17 protein-coding genes and 1 riboswitch are annotated in these 22,562 nt (G+C 74.4%); of the genes, 9 read left to right on the top strand and 8 right to left on the bottom strand.

The features are described from left to right. Positions 1-188 precede the first annotated feature (188 nt). Positions 189-1,466, top strand: a complete 1,278-nt coding sequence (locus ACIQE0_RS04315) for a hypothetical protein (protein ID WP_402329242.1) — start codon at positions 189-191, stop codon at positions 1,464-1,466. A 255-nt stretch (positions 1,467-1,721) separates the two neighbouring features. Continuing rightward, positions 1,722-2,255, top strand: a complete 534-nt coding sequence (locus tag ACIQE0_RS04310) for a DoxX family protein (protein ID WP_366338269.1) — start codon at positions 1,722-1,724, stop codon at positions 2,253-2,255. A gap of 99 nt (positions 2,256-2,354) precedes the next feature. Here the strand turns inward: ACIQE0_RS04310 and ACIQE0_RS04305 are convergent, their stop codons facing one another. Next, positions 2,355-2,579 (bottom strand): hypothetical protein, encoded by a 225-nt coding sequence (locus tag ACIQE0_RS04305; protein WP_366338267.1) that lies wholly within the window; start codon positions 2,577-2,579, stop codon positions 2,355-2,357. Further along, positions 2,576-3,991, bottom strand: a complete 1,416-nt coding sequence (locus ACIQE0_RS04300) for a PspC domain-containing protein (protein WP_402328974.1) — start codon at positions 3,989-3,991, stop codon at positions 2,576-2,578. The genes ACIQE0_RS04305 and ACIQE0_RS04300 overlap by 4 nt, the downstream gene beginning before the upstream one ends. A 381-nt stretch (positions 3,992-4,372) precedes the next feature. Here ACIQE0_RS04300 and ACIQE0_RS04295 point away from each other — a divergent pair, with 381 nt between their 5' ends. From ACIQE0_RS04295 to ACIQE0_RS04280, 4 genes are all read left to right on the top strand, one after another. Beyond that, a complete protein-coding gene (locus ACIQE0_RS04295) occupies positions 4,373-6,136 on the top strand; it encodes a serine/threonine-protein kinase (protein WP_402329240.1) in 1,764 nt (587 codons plus the stop codon). 90 nt (positions 6,137-6,226) lie between these two features. Next, positions 6,227-7,555 (top strand): PspC domain-containing protein, encoded by a 1,329-nt coding sequence (locus tag ACIQE0_RS04290; protein WP_366338261.1) that lies wholly within the window; start codon positions 6,227-6,229, stop codon positions 7,553-7,555. A gap of 68 nt (positions 7,556-7,623) precedes the next feature. Then, entirely contained in the window at positions 7,624-8,334 is a 711-nt protein-coding gene (locus ACIQE0_RS04285; RefSeq protein WP_366338259.1) for a response regulator transcription factor, read from the top strand. 212 nt (positions 8,335-8,546) lie between these two features. Then, the gene (locus tag ACIQE0_RS04280; protein WP_366338257.1) at positions 8,547-9,671 is read left to right on the top strand and encodes an alpha/beta hydrolase-fold protein; all 1,125 of its coding nucleotides are present in this window, start codon (positions 8,547-8,549) and stop codon (positions 9,669-9,671) included. 323 nt (positions 9,672-9,994) lie between these two features. Here the strand turns inward: ACIQE0_RS04280 and ACIQE0_RS04275 are convergent, their stop codons facing one another. Continuing rightward, entirely contained in the window at positions 9,995-10,618 is a 624-nt protein-coding gene (locus tag ACIQE0_RS04275; RefSeq protein WP_402328971.1) for a C40 family peptidase, read from the bottom strand. Positions 10,619-10,880: 262 nt separating this feature from the next. Here ACIQE0_RS04275 and ACIQE0_RS04270 point away from each other — a divergent pair, with 262 nt between their 5' ends. Further along, positions 10,881-11,234, top strand: coding sequence for a hypothetical protein (locus tag ACIQE0_RS04270; protein WP_366338255.1), 354 nt, complete (start codon positions 10,881-10,883; stop codon positions 11,232-11,234). A 166-nt stretch (positions 11,235-11,400) separates the two neighbouring features. Here ACIQE0_RS04270 and ACIQE0_RS04265 read toward each other — a convergent pair whose 3' ends face one another. Beyond that, the gene (locus tag ACIQE0_RS04265; protein ID WP_366338253.1) at positions 11,401-12,558 is read right to left on the bottom strand and encodes an NlpC/P60 family protein; all 1,158 of its coding nucleotides are present in this window, start codon (positions 12,556-12,558) and stop codon (positions 11,401-11,403) included. 7 nt (positions 12,559-12,565) lie between these two features. Then, a riboswitch (cyclic di-AMP (ydaO/yuaA leader) is annotated at positions 12,566-12,738 on the bottom strand. A 245-nt stretch (positions 12,739-12,983) separates the two neighbouring features. On the opposite strand from ACIQE0_RS04265, the gene pcrA reads away from it, so the two are divergent. Further along, entirely contained in the window at positions 12,984-15,512 is a 2,529-nt protein-coding gene (gene pcrA, locus ACIQE0_RS04260) for a DNA helicase PcrA (RefSeq protein ID WP_366338251.1), read from the top strand. Positions 15,513-15,592: 80 nt separating this feature from the next. On the opposite strand, the gene ACIQE0_RS04255 is transcribed toward pcrA, so the two are convergent. Further along, positions 15,593-17,245, bottom strand: a complete 1,653-nt coding sequence (locus ACIQE0_RS04255) for a peptidoglycan DD-metalloendopeptidase family protein (RefSeq protein WP_402328968.1) — start codon at positions 17,243-17,245, stop codon at positions 15,593-15,595. 220 nt (positions 17,246-17,465) lie between these two features. After that, complete coding sequence (locus ACIQE0_RS04250; RefSeq protein ID WP_402328966.1) at positions 17,466-18,272, bottom strand: esterase/lipase family protein; 807 nt, start codon at positions 18,270-18,272, stop codon at positions 17,466-17,468. Positions 18,273-18,681: 409 nt separating this feature from the next. Here ACIQE0_RS04250 and ACIQE0_RS04245 point away from each other — a divergent pair, with 409 nt between their 5' ends. Beyond that, positions 18,682-19,092, top strand: a complete 411-nt coding sequence (locus ACIQE0_RS04245; protein ID WP_402329238.1) for a cobalamin B12-binding domain-containing protein — start codon at positions 18,682-18,684, stop codon at positions 19,090-19,092. Between the two features lie 92 nt (positions 19,093-19,184). Here the strand turns inward: ACIQE0_RS04245 and ACIQE0_RS04240 are convergent, their stop codons facing one another. Continuing rightward, positions 19,185-20,840, bottom strand: coding sequence for a DUF5691 domain-containing protein (locus tag ACIQE0_RS04240; RefSeq protein WP_402328964.1), 1,656 nt, complete (start codon positions 20,838-20,840; stop codon positions 19,185-19,187). Between the two features lie 181 nt (positions 20,841-21,021). Beyond that, positions 21,022-22,527: an SWIM zinc finger family protein gene (locus tag ACIQE0_RS04235; RefSeq protein ID WP_402328962.1), complete on the bottom strand. Its 1,506-nt coding sequence runs from the start codon at positions 22,525-22,527 to the stop codon at positions 21,022-21,024. Between the last annotated feature and the right edge of the window lie 35 nt (positions 22,528-22,562).

The raw sequence follows: 22,562 nt of genomic DNA, 5'->3' as shown, positions 1-22,562 counted from the left end.
GCCGCCCCGGACGCCGCAGCGCCGTGCGCACAGGTGAGCGTCAACCCGCCGGTGCCGAACGAGTCTGCCCTGACCAGGACGATTACCGTGCGGGCCGGTGGTCTGCGGCACAATTCCCGTTCAGGAAAGAGCAGTTGATACGAGTGGCGGCGGGCGGTACGGACGTGTCGGTGGAGGCGGCGAGCACAGTGGCCGGAAGGGGCGAGCCGGGAGGCGGCGGAAAGCCCGGCGAGGGCGGAGGGTGCCGGTGCGGACAGTGTCCGCACGGGGCCCGCGAGGGGCGCCGGCAGGCGGTCGCCGCGTTCGTCGCGCTGCGCGAGGAGTTCGCCGCCGGGCGCGGGGTGCCGGCCGGACTGGCGCACTCCGCGGGCGCCGCCCGGCAGTGGGTGTCGGACGAACTGACGCTGTCGGCCCGGCAGTTGGCGGAGCGCAGGGCCGCCGAGGGGGCCGTCTGGCCGACGGCGGCCCGTCGGCGCACCGTGGTGGCGGTGTGGTCCATGGTGCTGGCGCTGCTCCTGGGGCAGGCGCTGACCGCCGTCGGCTCCGGGTGGACGACGGGCCGCACGGCCACGCTGGCCGCGGCCGCCGTCCTGGCGCTCGGCGTGACCGCGGCGACCTGGCTCCACCGCGAACAGGGCGGCGCACTGGCCCCGTTGATCGGTGAGGACCGCCGGCTGTCCACCTCCCGGACGGTGGCCGCGGCCTGGGTGGCGGCGGTGCTCTACGCCGTCCTGACGCTGGCCGTCCACCTGGCGCTGGCCCCCGCCCCGGATGCCCGGCGGCGCCTGCTCGCCGGGCTCGGACTGGTCTCCTCGGGCGGGCTGCTGACCATACTGGCCATCGGCTCCGCGGTGGCGGTGCTGGCCTACGGGATGACCGCCGGGCGGATCCGCGCCGGCCGGGTGCAGAAGGTGCCGGCGGACCGGCCGCGGGTCGCCGACCTGCTGGCGGACGACGGGGGCCGCGGCAACCTCACCGACGCGCAGTATGTGCTGGTCAACGCGGCCGTGCTGGCCTTCACGCTGGTGCGGGTGGCCGGCGAACCGGCCCGACTGCCGGTGATCCCCTGGGTGTTGGTGGTGCTGGCGGGGTTCTCCGCGATGACGTACCTGGCGGGCAAGGCCGTCGCCGGGGGCCGGCCGGTCATCCTCTCCGTCGTGCGCGCCAGGGAGCTGGGCGACCTCGCCGCCCCGATCCGCACCGGCGACGACATCGAGATCCGCGGCACCGGCTTCGTCCCGCCCGGAGCGGACACCCCGGACCGGCTGGCCCGTACGGTCGTGCGGATCGGCGGGGTGCATGTGCCCGTTCCGCTGGTGCCGGTGCCCGGGGGGTTCGCCAACCCGACGGACGGGGTGCTGACCGTGCCGGTGCCGGTCGATGTGGAGCCGGGGCCGGTGGAGGTCCGGGTGATCACGGCGGCCGGGGCGGAGACCCGGGCGTACCGCATCGAGGTGCAGGACTGAGCGGGGCGCGGGGCCGTCGTGGGCTCAGGCGTGAACGCGGCCCGAGGCGGGGGCGGGTGAGTGCCCGTACGCCCCGCCCGAATCGCCTTTGCGCAGCGGCGCGTTGACGGGTGGCCGGCCGTGGGTGCGTCCGTGCGGGCGGTGTGGTGTCCGGCGCGGGAGGGAATCTCGCGCGACCGTGCCCAGGCGTCTCGCCAAGCCGTGCGGGCACCGGCACAATCGTCTGCTCCCGGTGGTAACGGAGAGGCGGACGTCATGGCTCATGCACATCGCACACGCCCTGTCGACGTGGGTGATGCGCGGCCCGGCGGACTCCGGGGCGGGCTGGCGCGGCACGCGCTGCTCCCGCTGCGGCTCTTCCTGGGCGCCACCTTCCTCTACGCGGGGGTCCAGAAGCTGACGGACCGGACGTTCCTGGCCGACGGGGGGCATGGTTCGCTGGGCGAACTGCTGCGGCAGGTCCATGACTCCGCGGCGCTGCCGCAGCTGGTGGGGCTGGCCCAGCACAGCCCGGTGACCTTCGGCTATGCGGTCGCCGGCGGCGAGGTGCTGGTCGGCGTCGGGACGCTCGTCGGGCTGCTGGGGCGGCTGGCGGCCTTCGGCGGCGCGCTGATCTCGCTGACGCTCTGGCTCACCGTGAGTTGGCCGGCCGCCCCCTACTACTACGGCAACGATCTCGCGTATCTGATCGCCTGGACCCCGCTGGTGCTGGCCGGAGCGCCGCGCTTCTCGCTGGACGCGGCGCTGGTCAACCGCCGCAGCCGGCACGGGGCGCAGCTCTACGGCTGAGGCCGGCTGCCCTGCCGGCCCCGGCCGTTGCCCGTCCGGACGTCGGACGGAGGCAGGGGCCTGGGACGGGAGGGCAGGGCCGACTGCCCCGACGGCCCATCATGACGGCTGCTGGGGCGGGGCGTCCCGCTGGTGGTGGCGTCGGACGGTGGCCCAGACGGCGGTGGTGATCCCGGCGATCAGCAGTCCGGCGGGGATGGCGAGGAACAGCCATGCGCCGGGGGCGTGCCAGCGGCCGAGGGCGTCGAGGCCGTAGCCGACGCCGACGGTGAGGGCGGCGGCGCCGGTGATCAGCCGGCCCGGTTCGAAGGGGTGGCGCTTCACTTGGGGGCTCCCTGGGGGGTCTGGGCCGGGGACGGGGTGGCCGGGGGGACCGGGAGGGCGCGCTCGACGGCGAGCTGGCCGATGCCGACCTTGAGGTCCAACTCCAGTGCGCCGTGCGGCCGCTCGCCCTTCTTGAGGCCCTCGGCGGGCAGGGTGACGGTCCGCTGGCGGTGCCCCGCGATGATCTCCACGTCGTTGGGCGCGTCGCCCGGCAGCTGTATGTCACCCATGCGGAGCGTGAGGTGGAGGATGGCGGGGGTGCCCTGCGGCAGTGTCACCCGGAGCCGGCCGGCGCCGACCTCCGCGCTGCTGCGGACCGCGGTGCCCGGCTTCAGCGGGAGTTGGGAGAGATCCAGCCGGGCCTCACCGGAGCCGACGCTGTAGTGCGGCTGGACGGCGGTGACGGCGGCCGGGGTCCAGGTGCGGTGCTGCCAGCGGGCGGTGAGGGTGTGGGGCAGCGCCGTCGAGCCGGCCAGCAGCGCCGCCGTCAGCACCATCATGAAGACCGTGCCGCCGCCCGTGCGCCCCAGCCAGGCGCTCAGCGCCAGGCCCAGCCCGAAGACGGCCAGCGCACAGGCCAGGCCCACCTGGAGGGACGGGGCCAGCGCGGCGGTGTGCCGGGACATGGCGACGGCGGCGCCGGCGCCGGCCAGCAGGGCCAGCAGGAACGTCCGGCCGCCTATGCCCCGGCCGCGGACGGGCCGGGGCGGGACGGTGGGGCGCACGGCGGACGCGGGGCCGGGGGGCGGGCCGCCGCGGGTGTCCTTGTCGTCGGGCACCCCGTGGGTGAAGTCGTAGGTGATCTCAAGCCCGGTGTCCTCCGGGCCCCAGAGGTAACCCCGGCGCAGCAGCGCCTCCGTGCGCGGATCCCGCCACCAGGAAGGGGAGTGGGGAGCGGGGGGCGCGGTCGCCTCGGGCGGGGCGTCGGCGACCGCCTGGGCCGTGGCGGCGTCCACCGGCCCCGGGCCGCCGGCCTGCGTGCGCCCGTGCTGCCGGGACCAGTAGGCGGCGCCGGCCACGGCCAGCGTCAGCATGATCGCGAAGGACATCATGCTGCCCTTGTCGAGCGAGGACAGGAACAGCGCACAACCAGCCAGCGCGCACAGCAGGGCCGTCAGCGACGAGCCCTCGACACGGCCGGAGAGCAGCCGGCGGCCCTCGTTCTCCTCCTCGCCGTCGACGGGGACGAGCAGCCAGGCGAAGCCGTAGAAGATCAGGCCGAGGCCGCCGATGGACAGCACGGCGAGCACGATCCGGAAGATCACCGGGTCGACGTCCCACTGCCGGCCCAGGCCGCCGCACACGCCCGCGACGACCTTGTGGCGTCGGCTGCGGCGCAGCGGGGCGCGCGTCGGGGTGGGGCCGGCGGGGTCGGAGGCCGCCGGCTCCGCGGCGGTGGGTGCTTCGTTCATGGAGCCATGGTGACAAGGGCGGTGGGCGGAGCGGTATCGGTGAGAACCCTGGCCGATCCCTGAGATCTCCCGAAGCGACCCTGAGACACCCCTGAGACGCCCCGGGCTGCGGTGGTCGACAAGATGCGCCTTCGGGCACCCGATGGTGCACCGAGTCTGCGAAGAGCGGCCGCGGACGGGCCCCGCGCCGAGGTCCGGGCAGGAAAAAGACACGTCGCAGCGGTGGCCGGAGGTCTTTTCCGTCCTGCACAAGACTATCGTTGCGCCCTGAATACGTACGGGTTTCCGGAGGGGCGTGCGGTGGCGGAGGCGGCGTCAGTGGACGAGGGGCGACTGGTCGCCGGGCGATATCGCCTGGTCGAGCGGATAGGCCAAGGCGGTATGGGCACCGTCTGGCGGGCCCGGGACGAGCTGCTCGGGCGTCAGGTCGCGGTCAAGCGCCTGCATGTCTCGCCTCAGATCGACGCGGACGAACTCGCCACCCGCCATGAGCGCACCACCCGGGAGGCGCAGGCCGCGGCGCGGATCAACCACCCCAACGTGGTCGGTGTGCACGACGTCGTGGACGACGACGGGCAGCCCTGCATCGTCATGGAGTACGTCCCCTCCGCGACGCTCGGCGACGCCATCAAGGAGGCGGCCGGGTCCGGGACTTACCTCTCGCCCCGGGAGACCGCGCGGATCGGCCGCGGCATGATCGCCGCGCTGCGGGCCGCGCACTCCGCCGGTGTGCTGCACCGCGACGTCAAACCGGGCAACGTCCTGCTCGGTGAGGACGGCCGGGTGGTCCTCACCGACTTCGGGATCGCCGTCGCCACCGGCACCTCCACCCTCACCAAGACCGGCGAACTCGTCGGCTCCATCGACTACCTGGCGCCCGAGCGGGTCAAGGGCGGGACGCCGGGGCCGGCGTCGGACCTGTGGGCGCTGGGGGCGACGCTCTATCAGGCGGTCGAGGGGAAGCCCCCGTTCCGTAAGAACACCGCGGTCGAGACGGCGTACTCGATCGCCGTCGACCCGCTGGAACCGCCGCGCAACGCCGGTCAGTTGACCGCCCTGATCGAGGCGCTGCTCGCCAAGGAGCCGACCGAGCGGCCCACCGCCGCGGTCGTCGAGGAGGCCCTGCGGGCCGCCGAGGCCGAGGCGGACACGGCCCTGATGGGCTGGCCCACGCTGGCCCTGGGGACGGTGAGCCGCGGCCAACGCGCCGAGGGCGAGCCGGCCGAGGCACCCACCGCGCCGGTGTCGGACACCGGCGCCCCGACCACCAGCACCGGCAGCACCACCGGAGGACGGGCGGACACCGGCCCGACCACGGGGACCCCCGTCGGGGCCGGCGGCCCTATGGGGACGGCGGCCGGTGCGGCCGCGCACCTCCCCGTCGCCGCGGCCCCCGAGGGCGAGGTGACCGGCCCGGTGGTCGTACCGGGCGACGAGGTGCCCGGGAGGCCCGGACCGGACCGTCCCGATGTGCCGGGCGGCGGCCCGGGGCCCCGCAAGCGGCGGGGCCGGGCCGTGGTCTGGAGCATCGTGGGGGTCCTGCTCGCCGGGGGCGGCGCGGGCGCGGCCTGGTACGTCAACGAGTACGCGAACGACGGCGGTTCGACCGGCCAGGCGGGCGACAACGCCCCCACCCTCCCGGACAAGACCTCCCCGTCCCCCACCCCCAGCATCGGACCGCCGCCGCCCCTGCCCGCGGGCTACCGCCGGGTCACGGAGCAGAGCGTCGGCGCCTCCTTCCCGGTGCCGTCCGGCTGGAAGCGGAAAGTAGAGGACGGCGGCCGGCAGATCATCTACTCCTCCGACGCCGAGCTGGCGCAGCTGACCGTCAGCGGTCTGGACTTCTCCTCGGCGGACCAGGTGCAGCACTTCACGAGCATCGAGTCCGACGTCAAGGCCCAGTACCCCGTCTATCAGCGGCTCCGGCTCCAGGACACCATCTACCAGGGCGACCCGGCCGCCATCTGGGAGTTCACCTTCCAGGGCAAGGCCCGCCAGTACCGCGGCATCGACCTCGGCTTCGGCCGCGAGGGCGGCAGGGAGTACGCCATCTACGTCTCCGCGCCGTCGGCGAACTGGGGGAAGTTCGAGCAGGTCTTCTCGAACGTGAAGGACGGGTTCCGCAAGACCGGGGAAGCGGGCTGAGCGACCCGCAGGGGACCCCGGGCAAGCTCAGGGACCGCTCAGGGTCGACCCTGATGCCACCGGCCCGGCCGGCGTGTGACGATCTGAGGCATGACCACAGCGCCACCCCGCGCCGAGACGATCTACGCCCCGGCGCCGGACCCCGACGAACCGCCCGTGCGCAAGCTCTACCGCAGCGCCGAGGGGCGGCTGCTCGGTGGCGTCGCGCGCGGTCTCGCGGGGCACCTCGGACTCCCGGTCTCCTGGGTGCGGATCGTCTTCGTCGCGCTCTTCATGGCCGAGGGCATGGGCGCCCTGCTCTACGCCGCGTTCTGGTTCCTGGTGCCCCTGGGCGTGGGCGGCGTCGAGACCCGGCAGTCCGCGCCGGGTGAGGGGCGGCGGCTGCTGGGCCGCAGGCCCGACAGGAGCCAACTCCTCGCCCTGGTCGCCCTCCTGGCGGGCGCCTCGATCGTGGCCTCCCGCTTCCAGCCGGGCCGGGCCAACGTCTACATCTGGCCGGTGCTGCTGATCGGCGCCGGCGTCGCCCTGGTCTGGCGTCAGGCGGACAACTCCCGCCGCGCCCAGTGGCTGGAGCTCGGCCGCCGCAAGGGCCTGCTGCCGGTGGTGCGCGGCGCCGCCGGGGTGCTGCTGGTCGGCGTCGGGGTCACCGGCATCGTCGTGCTCCAGGGCTCGGTGCAGAATCTCGGCTCGGTGCTCCAGGCCGCGCTCGCCGTCGTCGTCGGCATCGCCCTGCTCGCCGGCCCCTACCTCGTCCGGATCACGCAGGACCTCTCCGAGGAGCGGCTGATGCGCATCCGCGCCCAGGAGCGCGCCGAGGTCGCCGCGCACGTCCACGACTCCGTCCTGCACACCCTCACGTTGATCCAGCGCAACGCCGACGACCCCCGGGAGGTGGCGCGGCTGGCCCGCGCCCAGGAACGCGAACTGCGCGCCTGGCTCTACAAGCCCGAGGGCCGCGGCAAGGACGAGGCCGAGGAGCCGGCGACGCTGGCGGAGGCGGTGCGGGCGGCCGCCGCCGAGGTCGAGGACCACCACGGCGTCCCCATCGAGGTCGTGGTGGTCGGCGACTGCCCGTTGGACGAGGCGCTCGGCGCACAGATGCAGGCCGCGCGCGAAGCGATGGTCAACGCCGCCAAGTACGGTGGCGACGGCGGCGCGGTGCAGGTGTTCGCCGAGGTGGAGGGCCGCACGGTCTTCGTCTCGGTGCGGGACCACGGCCCCGGGTTCGATCTGGACGCGGTCCCCGCGGACCGGATGGGGGTACGGGAGTCCATCATCGGCCGTATGGAGCGCAAGGGCGGCACCGCCCGGCTGCGCTCCGCCCCCGACGGCGGGACGGTCGTCGAGCTGGAGATGGAGCGCGCCAAGGAGCGCGAGGGCGCCGAGCGCCGCACGGACGGGGAGGGGGCGCCGGAATGAGCACGGCGGCACCGCACGCCGGGTCGGGGGATCATGACGGGGCAGACAGCGAAGGACGGACGGACGAGATGAGCAGCGACGGCGCACAGCAGGGCGAGGCCGGCGGCGAGGGCCAGGACCGCACCGTACGGGTCGTGCTGGTCGACGACCACCGGATGTTCCGGACGGGCGTCCAGGCCGAGATCGGCCGGACCGAGCACACCCGGGTCGAGGTGGTCGGCGAGGCCGCCGACGTCGACCAGGCGATCACGGTCATCACCGCCACCCGCCCCGAGGTCGTCCTCCTGGACGTGCACCTCCCCGGGGGCGGCGGCGTCGAAGTGCTGCGCCGCAGCGCCGGGATGATGGCCGACCCCGAGCGGCCGGTGCGGTTCCTGGCCCTCTCGGTCTCCGACGCGGCCGAGGACGTCATCGGGGTCATCCGCGGCGGCGCCCGCGGCTATGTCACCAAGACGATCACGGGAACGGACCTGGTCGACGCGATCTTCCGGGTCTCCGACGGCGACGCGGTCTTCTCGCCCCGTCTGGCCGGCTTCGTCCTGGACGCCTTCGCCTCGACGGACGCCCCGCCGGTGGACGAGGACATGGACCGCCTCACCCAGCGGGAGCGCGAGGTGCTCCGGCTGATCGCCCGCGGGTACGCGTACAAGGAGATAGCCAAGCAGCTGTTCATCTCCGTGAAGACGGTTGAGTCACATGTCTCGGCCGTACTGCGCAAGCTCCAGCTCTCCAACCGCCATGAGCTGACCCGCTGGGCGGCCGCACGGCGCCTGGTCTGACCTGCGGTTTCATCGAGGAGTGGAGGCGCGGGGGCGGACGATCGGGATCCGTCCCCGCGGCGGCGGGCTCGGCCGGGGCGCGCAAAGAAGGGCTCAAGGCGCGCAACGGGATCGCGCGGATCGCCATCTAAGGGCGCGGAGAGGCTCGCTGCCCGTAGGCGGGGCCGGAACCACGCCCACGCCCTACGCGCATTCCTGGAAACGAGATCCCGATGAGTCTGACGGGTACGCCTTTCTTCCTCTTCTCGATCCTGCTGTTGATCGTCGCCCTCGTGCTGCCCCTCGCCCTGTGGGGCCGGGTGGCCGGGCCGCCGCTGATACGCGGCCTGGCGCGGCTGGTGATGCTGGTGTTCGCCCAGGTCACCGCGATAACGGTGGTCTTCGTGATGGTCAACAACGCCAACAACCTCTACGACAGCTGGGGCGATCTGCTCGGCACCGGCAACCACATCGACGCGGCCCGCAACCTCGGGCCGGACGGTCTGGGCGGCAAGAACCTCAAGGACGAGCCCAAGGTGCACCAGCAGTTCCGGCCGGCGGACGATCCGGTGATGGGCCCGGGCGTCCAGATGACCGACCTCAAGGGCCAGATATCCGGCGTCAACGGCGAGGTGTACGTCTGGCTGCCGCCGCAGTACAACGACCCCGCCTACCAGGACAAGAAGTTCCCGGTGGTCGAGCTGCTGCCCGGCTACCCCGGGTCCGCCAAGTCCTGGTTCGGGTCGCTGAAGGCCAACGAGCAGCTCGGGTCGCTGATGCAGAGCGGCGCGGTCAAGCCGTTCATCCTGGTGGCGCCGCGGACCAACGTCCTGCCCAACGCCGACACCGGGTGCGTCAACCTCCCCGGCAAGGTCAACGCCGACAGCTGGCTGACGGTCGACGTCCGCCAGATGGTGATCGACAACTTCCGGGCCGGCGACCGGCCGGACTCCTGGGCGCTGGCCGGCTACTCGGCGGGTGCCCACTGCGCGACCAAGCTGGCGCTGGCCCACCCGGACCGCTACCGCGCCGCGGTCGGCATGTCCGGCTACAACGACCCGGCCCTGGAGCGCGATTCGCTCGCCGGCAAGGACCCCAAGCTCCGCGTCGAGACCAACCCGCTGCACATCCTGAAGGCCGCCAACGAGGCCGGGAAGCCGCCCCGTACCGCGCTGTACATCTCCGGTGCCAGCGGCGACGGCTACCAGGCCGGCATCGGCCTCAAGCAGCTCGCGAAGCAGCCGACGACGGTGACCGTCCAGCAGATCTCGGCGGGCGCCGGCGGGCACACGGTGCCGGTCTGGAAGCACCAGATCCCGGAGGTCTTCCGGTGGTTCGGGCTGTACCTGCGCGCGTAGGGCCGGTCCGAGGCGCCGCCGCGGTCGGCGGAATTCACCGTTCGGGTGGTTCCCCGGGGGAGTTGCCGGAACGGGGCACACCGCGGCGCCGGGGCGCGTTGTGCGGATGACAGGGGGCCTACGCGACATACGGGGGTGGTCGGGATGCGGGCCGACGGCGGCGGTGGCGGGGAGCGACCGTTCGGCGACGGGCGGGTCGGACGTGGTCGGCGAGATGCCCGGCTTCTGGCCCAACCGGCGCTGATATGGGGGCGGTTGGGTGGTAGCGGACGGTTGGGCGTATCGGCATCGGCGCCGGTGCCGGTGTCGGCGTCGGTAGCACCCTAGGCCGGGCGGGCCGCTCCCGCGAAGGGCATCCGGTCGAGCGGGGCGGTCTGGACGGGCTCGCCCGGGTGGGGCGCGTGGATCATCTCGCCGCCGCCGACGTAGAGGCCGACATGGCTGATGCCGGGGTAGAAGAACACCAGGTCGCCGGGGGTGAGTTGGGGCCAGTCGATGCGGGTGCCGCAGCTGATCTGGGCGTAGGTCGTCCGGGGCAGGGCGACGCCGCCGGCTTTCCAGGCGGCCAGCATCAGCCCCGAGCAGTCGTACGCGGTCGGGCCGGTCGCGCCCCAGGCGTAGGGCCTGCCGAGCGCGCCGCGGGCGTAGGCCACGGCCCGGGCGGCGCGGTCGCCCAGCGGGCGCGGGGCCACGACGGGCTCCGCGGGGCGTTCCCCGGCGGTCGCGGGGCGGCTGTCGAGCCGGCGGACGCTGCCGAGCCGGCGGGCCCAGCCGGCCACCGCGGTCGCCTGGTGGCCGCCCGAGCGCTCCAGCACCATGGCGCCGTCCAGGCAGCGCTGCGGGTCCGCGGCGAGCAGCAGCCCGGCGCGGGGGCCGCGGCCGGTGCGGGCGCGGGCCGACGGCGGGGCGAGCGGGGGCCGCTCTGCGGTGGTGTGGTGCGACGCCATGGCGGCCGTCACTTCCTTCCTGCGGGGCGAAGGCGACCGGGGCGGGGGTGCCGGCCCGGTCGGGTGTGCAGGAGGAAGTTAGGCCCGCGGTCACGGTGCCGAACCCCCTTGCCCGGCATTGCCCGTATCCGACCGCTCGCGATGCGCGGATGACCGGCCCGGCGGCCGGAGGAGGGCCGGGAGCGGCGGGCCCTGACCGAAGCGGGCATCGCGGGCGCCCTGCCGGAAAGGGCGTGCTATAGGGCGGATACGATCCAGCACTATGGACGTAGTAATCAATGCCGTCGTCGCTCTGCACATCATCGGTATCGCCTCCCTCCTGGGCGGTTTCCTGACCCAGATGAAGGCGATGAGCGCGGGCACCGCCCGCTTCGTGCCGGCCATGCTGCACGGCGCGCTGACGATGCTGGTCACCGGCATCGCGCTGGTCGGTCTGAACGAGATGCAGGGGGCCTCGCTCAACAACATCAAGATCGGCATCAAGATGACCGTCCTGGTGGTGATCCTGGCGCTGGTCTACGTCAAGCGGGACGAGGAGACGCTCGCCAAGCCGCTCTTCGGCGCGGTCGGCGGCCTCACCATGCTCAACATCTTCATCGCGGTGCTCTGGACCTGAGCCCGCCCGGCGGCCCGGCCCCGCCCGGCAAGCGGCGGCCCCGGGCCCCGCACCGCCGTGACGCAACGGCACACCGCGCGGTCATCCCGCTCCGTACTCCGGAGACGGCGGATGACCGCGCGGTGGCGTGTGGGGGGTGGGTCCGCGGGCGCGGGGCACGCGCAGGCTAGGCGGGCCGGACGCTCCCGTAGATCGGCATGTAGTAGATCGACTCGATCCGGACGTTGGCGCCCGGGTGCGGGGCGTGGATCATCTTGCCGTCGCCGATGTACATCCCGACGTGGCTGATGTCGTTGTAGAAGAACACCAGGTCACCGGGCTGGAGATCGGCGGTGGCGACCCGGGTGCCGGTCTTGACCTGGTCCCAGGTCGTGCGCGGCAGGTCGACCCCGGCCGCCTTCCACGCGGCCTGCGTCAGGCCCGAGCAGTCGTAGGAGCTGGGCCCGGTGGCGCCCCAGACGTACGGCTTGCCCATCTGGGCGCGGACGAACGCGAGCGCCTTCTGGGCCTTGGTGCTGTACGAGCCGCCGTCCGAGGAACCGCCGCCGGAGGAGGTGCCGCCGCCGGACGACGTGCCGCCGCCGGGGGTGGTCTGGCCGGAGCCGTCGGTGGGCTGCTGCCGCCGCTTCTCGGCCTCCTCCCGGGCCTTGCGCTCGGCCTCGGCCTGCTTCTGGCGCTCCAGCTCGGCCAGCCGCGCCTTCTCCTGCGCGGTCAGCCGGGACAGCAGCTGCCGGGCCTGCGCCAGCTTGCCCTGGACCTCCCGCTTGTTGTCCTTCAGGGACGTCTGCGACTGCTGGAGGTCCTCCAGGCTGCGGGTGGCCTCGACGCGCTGGCGGGTGGCCGTGGCGGCCTGCTTCTGGTAGTCGCTGACCGCCTGCTTCTGCTGCCCGCTCAGGCGCTCCATCAGGTGGTTGCGGTCGGCGAACTGCTGCGGGTCCTTGGCCAGCATCAGCTGGGCGGTCGGGTTGATCCCGCCGCTCTGGTACTGCGCCGAGGCGAACGTGCCCAGCCGGCGCCGGGACTCGTTCATCTTCTCCGCGCGCCGGGCCGCCTCGTCGAGCAGGCGGTTCACGGTGCGCTGCTGGCCGGCCGCCTTCTCCTTGGCGGCGTTGTACTTCTGGGTGGAGACCTCCGCCTGCTGGTACAGGTCGTCGACCTTCTGCTTGACCTCTTCGATGCTCTGCTGCGGCGCCTTGGGGGCGGCGTTCGCGGTCTGCGACAGCAGGGTGACCGAGGCCAGCGCGGCGGTGGTGAGCCCGGTCGCGGTACGGCGACCGGCGGGCGTGGCGAGTATGGGGGTGCGCGGCTTGCGATGGGACGCCAAGGCCGGCGACTCCTTCCGTGGACCGCCTACCGGGTTAGCTGTCGGGTTCGGGCGGTCTGCTGACGGAAGGCTTGCCCTACGGCCGGTGCGTCCGCCTGGCGACGGTCACCCCGGTCGATTCACCCCAGTTGTGCTCTTGGGTCCCCGGCTCCGGATGCCTGGGGGCAGCGCCGGACTCGGCGGGGGCGGCCCGTGCGAACGCTCTCGTCCGCTGGGACGGCGGGCTGCCCGAGCGAGACCGTAGCCAACTCGTGTGGCTCCTGTGAAGGCGAGTGTTCGATATGCCCGAAACCTTTTCGTGACCTGGACCTGCGCGGCCCCTCGGCCCCGCCCGGCGGCGTACTGCATGCTCCGGCCGGGGCGGGAGCGGACAATCCGTCACTCCGGGTCCGGTTGTCAGTGCGGCGGCCTAGACTCGGTGGGCGATGAGCAGCCTCTTTGACGACAGCTTCCTGGCGGATCTCGGCCCCCCGGACGAGGAGCCCCCGCCGCCGCCCGAGGACGAGCACGGCCCGGTCCCGGAGGAGATGCCCGCCGACCTCTTCGGCGGGGAGTTCGACGCGCCCGCGCCCAGGGAGCCGTACTACCGCGACGGCGCCGCCCGCCCGGCCCTCGACCCGGCGGCCCTCCTGGAGGGGCTCAACGACCAGCAGAAGGCCGCCGTGGTGCACAGCAGCGGCCCGCTGCTGATCGTCGCCGGCGCCGGCTCCGGCAAGACCCGGGTGCTCACCCACCGCATCGCCCACCTCCTCGCCGAGCGGCACGTCCACCCCGGCCAGATCCTCGCGATCACCTTCACCAACAAGGCCGCGGGTGAGATGAAGGAGCGCGTCGAGCAGCTGGTCGGCCCGCGGGCCGGCGCCATGTGGGTCTCCACCTTCCACAGCGCCTGCGTGCGGATCCTGCGCCGCGAGTCCAAGAAGCTCGGCTTCACCTCGTCCTTCTCGATCTACGACGCGGCCGACTCCAAGCGCCTGATGGCCCTGGTCTGCCGCGATCTGGACCTGGACCCCAAGCGCTTCCCGCCCAAGTCCTTCAGCGCGAAGATCTCCAACCTCAAGAACGAGCTCATCGACGAGGAGACCTTCGCCGGGACGGCGGCCGACGGCTTCGAGAAGACCCTGGCCCAGGCGTACGCGATGTACCAGGCGCGGCTGCGCGAGGCCAACGCCCTGGACTTCGACGACATCATCATGACGACGGTCCATCTGCTCCAGGCGTTCCCGGACGTCGCCGAGCACTACCGCCGCCGCTTCCGCCACGTCCTCGTCGACGAGTACCAGGACACCAACCACGCCCAGTACACCCTCGTGCGCGAACTGGTCGGCCCCGGCAGCCAGGAGACGCCCGCCGCCGAGCTGTGCGTGGTCGGTGACGCCGACCAGTCCATCTACGCCTTCCGCGGCGCCACGATCCGCAACATCCTCCAGTTCGAGGAGGACTACCCGGACGCCACCACGATCCTGCTGGAGCAGAACTACCGCTCCTCGCAGACGATCCTCTCCGCCGCCAACGCCGTCATCGAGCGCAACGAGAACCGCCGCCCCAAGAACCTCTGGACGGACGCCGGCGCCGGCGCCCGGATCACCGGCTACGTCGCCGACACCGAGCACGACGAGGCCCAGTTCGTCGCCGACGAGATCGACCGGCTCACCGACGCCGGCGACGCCAAGGCCGGCGACGTCGCGGTCTTCTACCGCACCAACGCCCAGTCCCGCGTCTTCGAAGAGATCTTCATCCGGGTCGGGCTGCCCTACAAGGTCGTCGGCGGCGTGCGCTTCTACGAGCGCAAGGAGGTCCGCGACATCCTGGCCTACCTCCGGGTGCTCGCCAACCCCGAGGACGCCGTCCCGCTGCGCCGGATCCTCAACGTCCCCAAGCGCGGCATCGGCGACCGGGCCGAGGCGATGATCGAGGCGCTGGCCTCACGCGAGAAGATCACCTTCCCGCAGGCGCTGCGCCGGGTCGACGAGGCGTACGGCATGGCCGCCCGCTCCGCCAACGCCGTCAAGCGCTTCAACGCCCTGATGGAGGAGCTGCGCACCATCGTGGAGTCCGGGGCCGGCCCCGCCACGATCCTGGAGGCCGTCCTGGAGCGCACCGGCTATCTCGCCGAACTCCAGTCGTCCACCGACCCGCAGGACGAGACCCGCGTCGAGAACCTCCAGGAACTCGCCTCCGTGGCCCTGGAGTTCGAGCAGGACCGCGGCGAGGCCGAGGCGCCGGAGGGCGCCGCCCCGGGCCCCGGGTCGCTCGCCGAGTTCCTGGAGCAGGTCGCGCTGGTCGCCGACTCCGACCAGATCCCGGACGCACCTACTGAATCTGCCGCTGACGCGGCGGGCTCGGAGGGCACCGGCGTCATCACGCTGATGACCCTGCACACCGCCAAGGGCCTGGAGTTCCCGGTCGTCTTCCTGAGCGGCATGGAGGACGGCGTCTTCCCGCACATGCGGGCGCTCGGCCAGACCAAGGAGCTGGAGGAGGAGCGCCGGCTCGCCTACGTCGGCATCACCCGCGCCCGCGAGCGGCTCTACATCACCCGCGCCACGATGCGCAGCGCCTGGGGCCAGCCTTCCTACAACCCGCCCTCGCGCTTCCTGGAGGAGATCCCGGACGCGTACGTGGACTGGCGGCGCACCGGCCCGGCGACGCCGTCCGCGTCCATGGGCGGGCTGTCGTCGGGCGGTTCCTCGGGCGGCTTCGGCGGGGGCGGCATCGGCGCCTCGCTCTCCTCGACGCGCGCCAAGGGGCCGAGCGGTTTCGCGACCCGGCGGACCAAGGACCGTCCGGTGGTCTCGCTGGCCGTCGGCGACCGCGTCACCCACGACAGCTTCGGGCTCGGCACCGTCGTCACGGTCAAGGGCAGCGGGGACAACGCCGAGGCGACCATCGACTTCGGCGGTGAGAAGCCCAAGCGGCTGCTGCTGCGGTACGCGCCGGTGGAGAAGCTCTAGGAGACGGGACGAGGGGCCTGCCGCGGTGTGCGGCAGGCCCCTCGGCGCTTTGCTGGTGCGGGAGTTCGCCTACGGGAGGGTCAGTTCGGGTTGAGGCCGTGGGCGCGCAGCCACGGGAGCGGATCGATCGCCGCGCCGCCGCCCGGCCGCACCTCGAAGTGCAGATGCGGGCCGGTGGAGTTGCCGGAGCTGCCGGAGTAGGCGATGGTGTCGCCGGCCTTGACCGAACCGGAGCGGATCTTGGTGCTGGTGAGGTGGCAGTACCAGGTCTCGGTGCCGTCGGGCGCCGTCAGGATCGCCATGTTGCCGTAGGCGGAGTTCCACTGGGTGCGGATGGTGCCGTCGGTGGCCGCCATGACGGAGGTGCCGTAGTCGACCGGGAAGTCGATGCCGGTGTGCACCGACATCCAGTTCACCCCGGCCTGGCCGAAGGTGGCGCTCAGCCCGTGCTGGGCGACCGGCAGGACGAACTTGGGGCGCAGCGCCTCCTTGCGGGCCGCCTCCTCCTGCTTGCGCTTGCGCTCCTGGGCCTGCCGCTCCCTGAGGTCCAGCCGCTCCTGGGTGCGGCTGGCCCGGTCGCGGAAGTCCTGGGCGCTGGCGCTGAGTCCGGCGAGCTGGTTGTCCAGCTTCTTGTTGGCCGCCGTCGTCGTCCGCTTCGCCGCGCCGGCGTCCGGTGCGGCCTGGGTCGTCGCCCCTTCCTTGGCGTCCCCGCCGAAGTGGCCGACCGAGGCCGCGGCCGCCGCGCAGACGCCCATCGCGGCCACCGAGGGCACCGCGACGGTCAGCAGCGCCGAGCGCTTGGCCTGGCGGCGCCGGCTGCGGCCGCCACGGCCCACCTCGTCCGCCGCGGGACCACGCCGGCCGGCGGCGGGGGCTTCGGGGACGGCGGTGACGGGCATCGCCTGGGTCATCGCCTCGGCGATCGCCGGCTCGTCGGGGGCGGTGTCGGCGGCGTCCGTGTCGTGCCCGTCCTCGGCCTCGGGGGCGAACGCCGTGAGCGGCTGGTCCCACACGACGGTGTCGTCGGCGGGCGGGCGCGCCTGGGCCGGGATGCCGGGCGCCGGGTCGTGCGCGCGGCCGTCGAGGTCGGCGTAGTCCGCGGTCGACCAGACCGCGGTGGCCTCGTAGCCGGCCGGCTCCTGGACGGCGGTGGCGGTGGCCGCGAACGAGGCGGTGTCGTAGGCCGTGGAGCCGTAGTCGTAGCCGGCGTCGCCGTGGGCGCCGGTGCCGTATCCGGAATCGGTGTAACTGCCGGTGGCGTAAGGGTCGGTGGCGTAGGGGGCGGTGGCGTAGGAGTCGGTGCGGGCGTCGGCGCTGCCGTAGTGGCCGGCGCCGTACACCGTGCCGTCGAAGCCCCCGCCCGGGTGGCCCCCGCCGTCGTAGCCGCCCGTGCCGTAGGCGGTGCCGCCGTCGGCGTGCCCGTAGGAGGTGGTGTCGTAGCCGGTGCCGTACGGGGCGGTGGCGTCGGTGGCGTAGCCGGGGGCGTCGTAACCGGCGTGCGGGTACGGGTCGTAGGCGGTGCTGCCGTAGGCGGCGTCGTACCCGGTGGTGGGGTAACCGGCGGTGGCGTAAGGGTCGGTGAGGTGCCCGCCCGCGGCGTAGGCGCCCTGGCCGTAGCCACCGGGGTGCGAACCGAAGAGGGGGTCACCGTCGCCGTATGCCGACTGCGCATGGGCGGCATCGGAAGAGGGGGCGGTCGGAAACTGAGCCCCGGATAGGTGACGGTCGTCCACCAACTTCTCTTTCGCCTCGGCTGCAGGAGAATTAGCGGCGACTGTACCCGGCGGCCCGCGACGGCGACAATCTTCCTGGGGTTTCGGGCTCGGCGGGGCAGGGCATTTGCCGCCGACCGCGGTGGATATGCACATTCTTGGCGGCCTGTTCGACGCGCGTTCGGCACCGCGGCCGGGAGGCGGTGCGGGGCGGTCGGGCCGGCGCCGGGGCGGCGGCCGATCAGGCCACCGCGGTGACGTCCCGGTCGGCCCGGGCCGCGTGCGCGGCGGTCAGCGCCTCCCGAATCCCGGCCGCGACGGCCGCGTTGACCGGCAGCGCGAGATGCCCGACACCGTCGACCCGGACGTTCTCCGCCCGCAGGTCCGGGTGGGCGATCCGGGCGGTCCGGGCCGGCACCATCACCTGGTCCGCGGTGCTCCAGAACGCCACGAAGCGCGTCCGGCAGTGCGGCGCCGGAAGCGCCAACTCCGCGATCACCTCGGAATCCGGGCGCATCTGCCGGACGAGCGGATGCGCCGACATCAGGGGCGCGACGCGGGTGCCGGAGTGCGGGGTGCCGAGCGTGACCACCGTGCGGACGCGGGCGTCGCCGCCGCGCCGCTGTACGTAGTAGCGGGCGATCAGACCGCCGAGGCTGTGGCCGACGACGTCCACCCGGTGGTGCCCGGTCCGGGCGCAGAGCTCCTCCACATGACGGCCCAGCAGTTCGGCGGCCCAGCGCAGATCGCCGGTCAGCGGCGGGTAGTTGACCGCCTCGACCTGGTGCCAGCCGTGGCGGAGCAGGGAGCGGCGCAGCAGGACGAAGACCGAGCGGTTGTCGATGAAGCCGTGGAGCAGCAGGACCGGTGGGCGGGCGCGGCCCTCGGTGGGCAGCGGCGCCGGGGAACCGGCCGCGGCGGGCGCGGGCGCGGGGCGCTCCTGGGCGATCCCCGTGGGATAGAGGAGGAGATGGGCGGCGAGCACCGCCACGTCCACGACCGTGGCGCGGAGCGGAGGGATCGCGCGGAGAACGGGCAGGGCCCCCATGGCCGACCTCCCAAGCGGCCTGCGGCAGGCGGCGATGGCCCGTGCATGCCCTGAGGGGAAACCGTGCGGCGACGGCGGTGCGGCGTGCCCCGTACGCCGGCCCGGCTGCGGCTCCCCGGGCGCCCGGCCCGCGCGTCACGTCGCCGGCCGTCCCGGGCGGCGGTGCGAGGCACGGAACGCGACGCGTCACGAATATGTCCCGTGTGTGATTTCCCCCTCGCTGGATGTCACGAAACGGCGGGGTACGGGATGCTGTAGATAACGTTCGTTCACGCTCGTGGCCGCCGGTTCGCGGTGGCGCGACCGAATGTCGGCTCGGCGGCACCGCCCTGGCAGTGCCGCGCATGGCTTGGAGGCAGTGATGAGTGTGGCGCGGCAAGACGGGGCGCAGGCGGAGGGCCAGGGCGCGGTGGGCCGGTCGGGGCCGATCCGGGTCGTCGTCGCCAAGCCGGGGCTCGACGGGCACGACCGGGGCGCCAAGGTCATCGCCCGGGCGCTGCGGGACGCCGGCATGGAAGTGATCTACACCGGGCTGCACCAGACGCCGGAGCAGATCGTCGACACCGCGATCCAGGAGGACGCCGACGCGATCGGGCTGTCCATCCTCTCCGGTGCGCACAACACCCTCTTCGCGAAGGTGCTCGCCCTGCTGGCGGAGCGGGACGCGGCGGACATCAAGGTCTTCGGCGGCGGCATCATCCCGGAGGCGGACATCGCTCCCCTCAAGGAGCAGGGCGTCGCGGAGATCTTCACGCCGGGCGCGACCACCGCCGCGATCGTGGAGTGGGTCACCGCGAACGTCCGACCGCTGGCCGTCTGAGCCGCCCGCGGCCGGGCCCGTCTGTGGGGGCGGGGCCGGCCGCCGGCGGAACGGCGCCGCCGCCCTCCGGGGGCGGCGGGCGCCCCCGCCGGTCATGACGGCTCCCCGGAGAGCTCCGCGCGCATCGCGGCGCGCAGCCGGAGCGTGCCGACCAGCCGCTGGAACGCCTCGGCCCAGTAGCCGCCGGAGCCCGGCGAGGCGCCCTCGGGCTCGTCCGCGACCGCCGTGAGCATCTCCAACCGGTCGGCCGCCGCCGGGTCCAGGCAGCGCTCGGCCAGCCCCATCACCCCGCTGAAGCTCCACGGATAGCTGCCCGCGTCCCGGGCGATGTCCAGTGCGTCGACCACCGCCCGGCCCAGCGGCTCGGACCACGGGAGTGCGCAGACGCCCAGCATCCGGAAGGCGTCCGCGAGCCCGTGGACGGCGATGAACTCGGCGGCCCACCGGGCCCGTTCGTCCGCCGGGAGGACGGTCAGCAGCTTCGTCAGATCCCGGGAGGAGCCGGCCGGGGCCATCTCGGTGGCGGCCTGCCCGGGATCACCGGGCGCGCCCAGCAGCGCCCGTGCCCAGTCGGCGTGCCGCTGGCGCACCGCGGCCCGGCACCAGGCGTCGTGCAGCTCCGTTTGCCAGTCGCCGGCCACCGGGAGCGCGACGATCTCCTGTGGGGTGCGGCCGCCGAGGTGGGCGGTCCAGCGGTCCAGCGGGGCCGCCTCCACCAACTGGGCCAGCCACCAGGCCCGTTCACCGCGCCCGGAGGGCGGCTTGGGGGCGACGCCGTCCCGCTGCATGCCGGCGTCGCAGGCACGCGGCGGGTCGACGGCGAGAGATTCGGCGGCGGCCGGGGCCCCGGGGGCGGGGCCGGCCGGGCGGACGCAGGCCAGGCTGCGCTCGGCCATCCGGGCCGCGAGCGCGGAGGCGGGGAGCGCGGAGAGGAGTTCCGCCGCGGTGGCGCGGACGGTGCGGCTGCGGTCGGACAGCGCCTGCTCCAGGAAGGGCTCGTCGGCCGGGGTGAGGGTCTCGCCCAGGGAGTCCAGGAACATCAGGCGGTCCTCGGCGCGCTCGGTCGCCCAGGTGGTGGCGAGCAGCTCCCGGCCGGCCCCCGGATCGCGGCGGCGCACCGCGGTCAGCAGTGCCACCCGCTCCGCGAACAGCCCCTCCTCCCAGAGCCGTTGAACCGCCTCGGGGGCGTCGGGGCCCGGCAGGCGCAGCGCGCCGCCGATGCCGCGGAGCGCGAACTTCCAGTTGTCGTTGAGGCGCGCCAGCCACAGGCCGCGGGGGCCCGCCAGGGCGAGCGCGGCGGGCCGCAGGTCCGTCCGGGCCCGGGCCACGTCCAGCAGTGCGGGCAGCAGCGCCTCGGGGGCGCGGTAGCCGCGCCCGTCGGCGGCCGCCAGCCACTGGGGCAGCAGTTCGGTGAGGTCGGGGTCCGTACCGCGCCGGCTGCCGGAGCCGCCGCGGTCGGCGAGCAGCAGCGCCAGCCGGCGGCGGGCGGCCGGCGGCAGCGGCGGGCGCGGGTCGTCGGGGGCCGGGGCGGGCCGTTCGCCGGCCGGGGCGGGGCGCAGTGCGGCGCGCCGCCGCACGGTGCTCACCGCCGCCGCGTCCAGCAGCGCGGCCGCGGCGCTCTGGCCGGCCCGTACGGCCACCGGCGGGGTCCGGCGCTCCGTCCCCAGGAGCGCGGCGCTCAGCAGATCGGGCCAGGGGGCGGGGGTGGTGGCGGTCGTGGCGGGTGGGGTGGGTGGTGTGGTGGACATGTCCTGCCTCCGGGGGAGGGTGGTGGTGCCCGGATGCGGTCTCGCGCGGGGCGGGCCGCGGACGGGCGGGACGTCTGGCGGCTGGTCGCTGGGGCGGTGGGTGGGGGCATCGGGCCGAAGGGGCGCGCGACGGTGGGACGGGAACGCCGGACCGGCGCGCCGACGGGCCGCGGGCGGCCGATCAGACGGACAGCGGCACCGGGGTCGGGTCCCAGACCGTCAGGGGCAGGAAGCCGCGGTGGCCGCATTCGCCGAAGACCGTGAGCGGGCCGCCGCCCGATATGGCCGCCAGCTGCCACAGGGCCGTGCGGCCCAGGCAGCGCGGGTCCAGGGGCAGTGCGGACTCGCCGTCGACGTCGGCCAGTTGCCAGCCGGCGCCGTCCCGGGCCGGCAGCGGGACGACGTCGGTGAGGACCACCGGCCAGGCGTCCAGCCAGGGGTCGTCGCGCAGCGCGTGCCCGTACGCGGCCAGGGCGGCCTCGATGCCGCAGCCGGACGGGACCGGGCCCGGGACGGCGGGGGAGTGCCGTTCCCCGAGGGCGACGCGCAGCGGCCGGGCGCCCGGATAGTAGGCCAGCTCGGCGTCGAGCAGCAGACCGGGCGGCAGGGACACGTCCAACGGGCGGTGGGAGCCGCCGAAGGAGAGGTGCAGTGCCATCCGGCCGGTCCGCTCGCCGCGGAGGAAGATCCGGCGGCTGGTCAACGGGCCCTCCTCGCCGTCCTGTTGGGCGAGGACGAGCCAGCGGTCCCGGATCGTCACCGCGTCCGGATCGGCCAGTACGTCCGCGGCGTCCGTGGTCAGCCCCACGCGGGAGCGGACCGTCGCCGCGAGCGGGGCCGGCAGCCGCTCCGCCCCCAGGAAACCCTGATCGAGGAGGTGCAGCAGGGCGCACTCCGCCAGCAGGCGGGACGGCCAGTCCGGGCCGGACGACGCGATGGAACCCAACTCCCGGGCGCGTGCGGCGAGTCCGGGAGCCTGCGCGTCGATCATCCGGGCGGCGGTCTCGTCCCAGGAATCCCGGCCGCTGCCGGTGCCGTCCCCGGACGCGGTGCTCCCGCCGGCGCCGGCGGCCGTCGTGAGGCCGGAGCGCAGCAGATCCTCCAGCCGCCGCTCCAACTCGGTGGCGCCGGCGGCGATCCGCTGCCGGCGGCGCTCCGCCCGCCGCCGGGCCGCCTCCGGATCCGCCGGCGCACGGGACGGGGCGCCGGGCCCCGCGCCGCCCTCCGGCCGCTCGGACCGCCGGCGGCGGGCCGCCAGCCACTCGGCGACCCAGGGCGGCGGCTCCCCGTGCGCGGCCGTGTCGTCGGCCGCCCGATCGCCGGCCTCGCCGTCGGAAGCGGAGCCGGGAGCGGCGTCGGATGCGGGGGCGGATGCGGGGTCGGGCGGGGAGCCGGACGCGCCGTCGGCTGCGGCGCCCGCCCAGCGCAGCAGCAGTCCCAGCGCGTGCTTGCACGGCACCTTCCGGCTCGGGCAACTGCACGTGTATCCCGCGCCGTTGAGGTCCACCGCCGTCCGGTACGGCGTGCTGCCGCTACCCTCGCACGCCCCCCACACCGCGCCCCCGCCCGCGCCGGCCCCCGACCACCTGCCGGACGCGGCGAGCCGTCCGCCCGCCGCGCGCGATGCCTCGTCAGGTGCCAGCGCGAGCACCTGGTCCGTCGTCCAGCGTTCCCCGTGCGCACTCATGTCCGACCCCCTGCGGATGTCCGTCGACCGCCGTC

It is taken from the genome of Streptomyces sp. NPDC093097 (assembly GCF_044754325.1).
In the GTDB taxonomy this organism is placed as follows: domain Bacteria; phylum Actinomycetota; class Actinomycetes; order Streptomycetales; family Streptomycetaceae; genus Streptomyces.
Note: the sequence above shows the minus strand (reverse complement) of the source record. Positions and strands in the feature narration are given on the sequence as shown.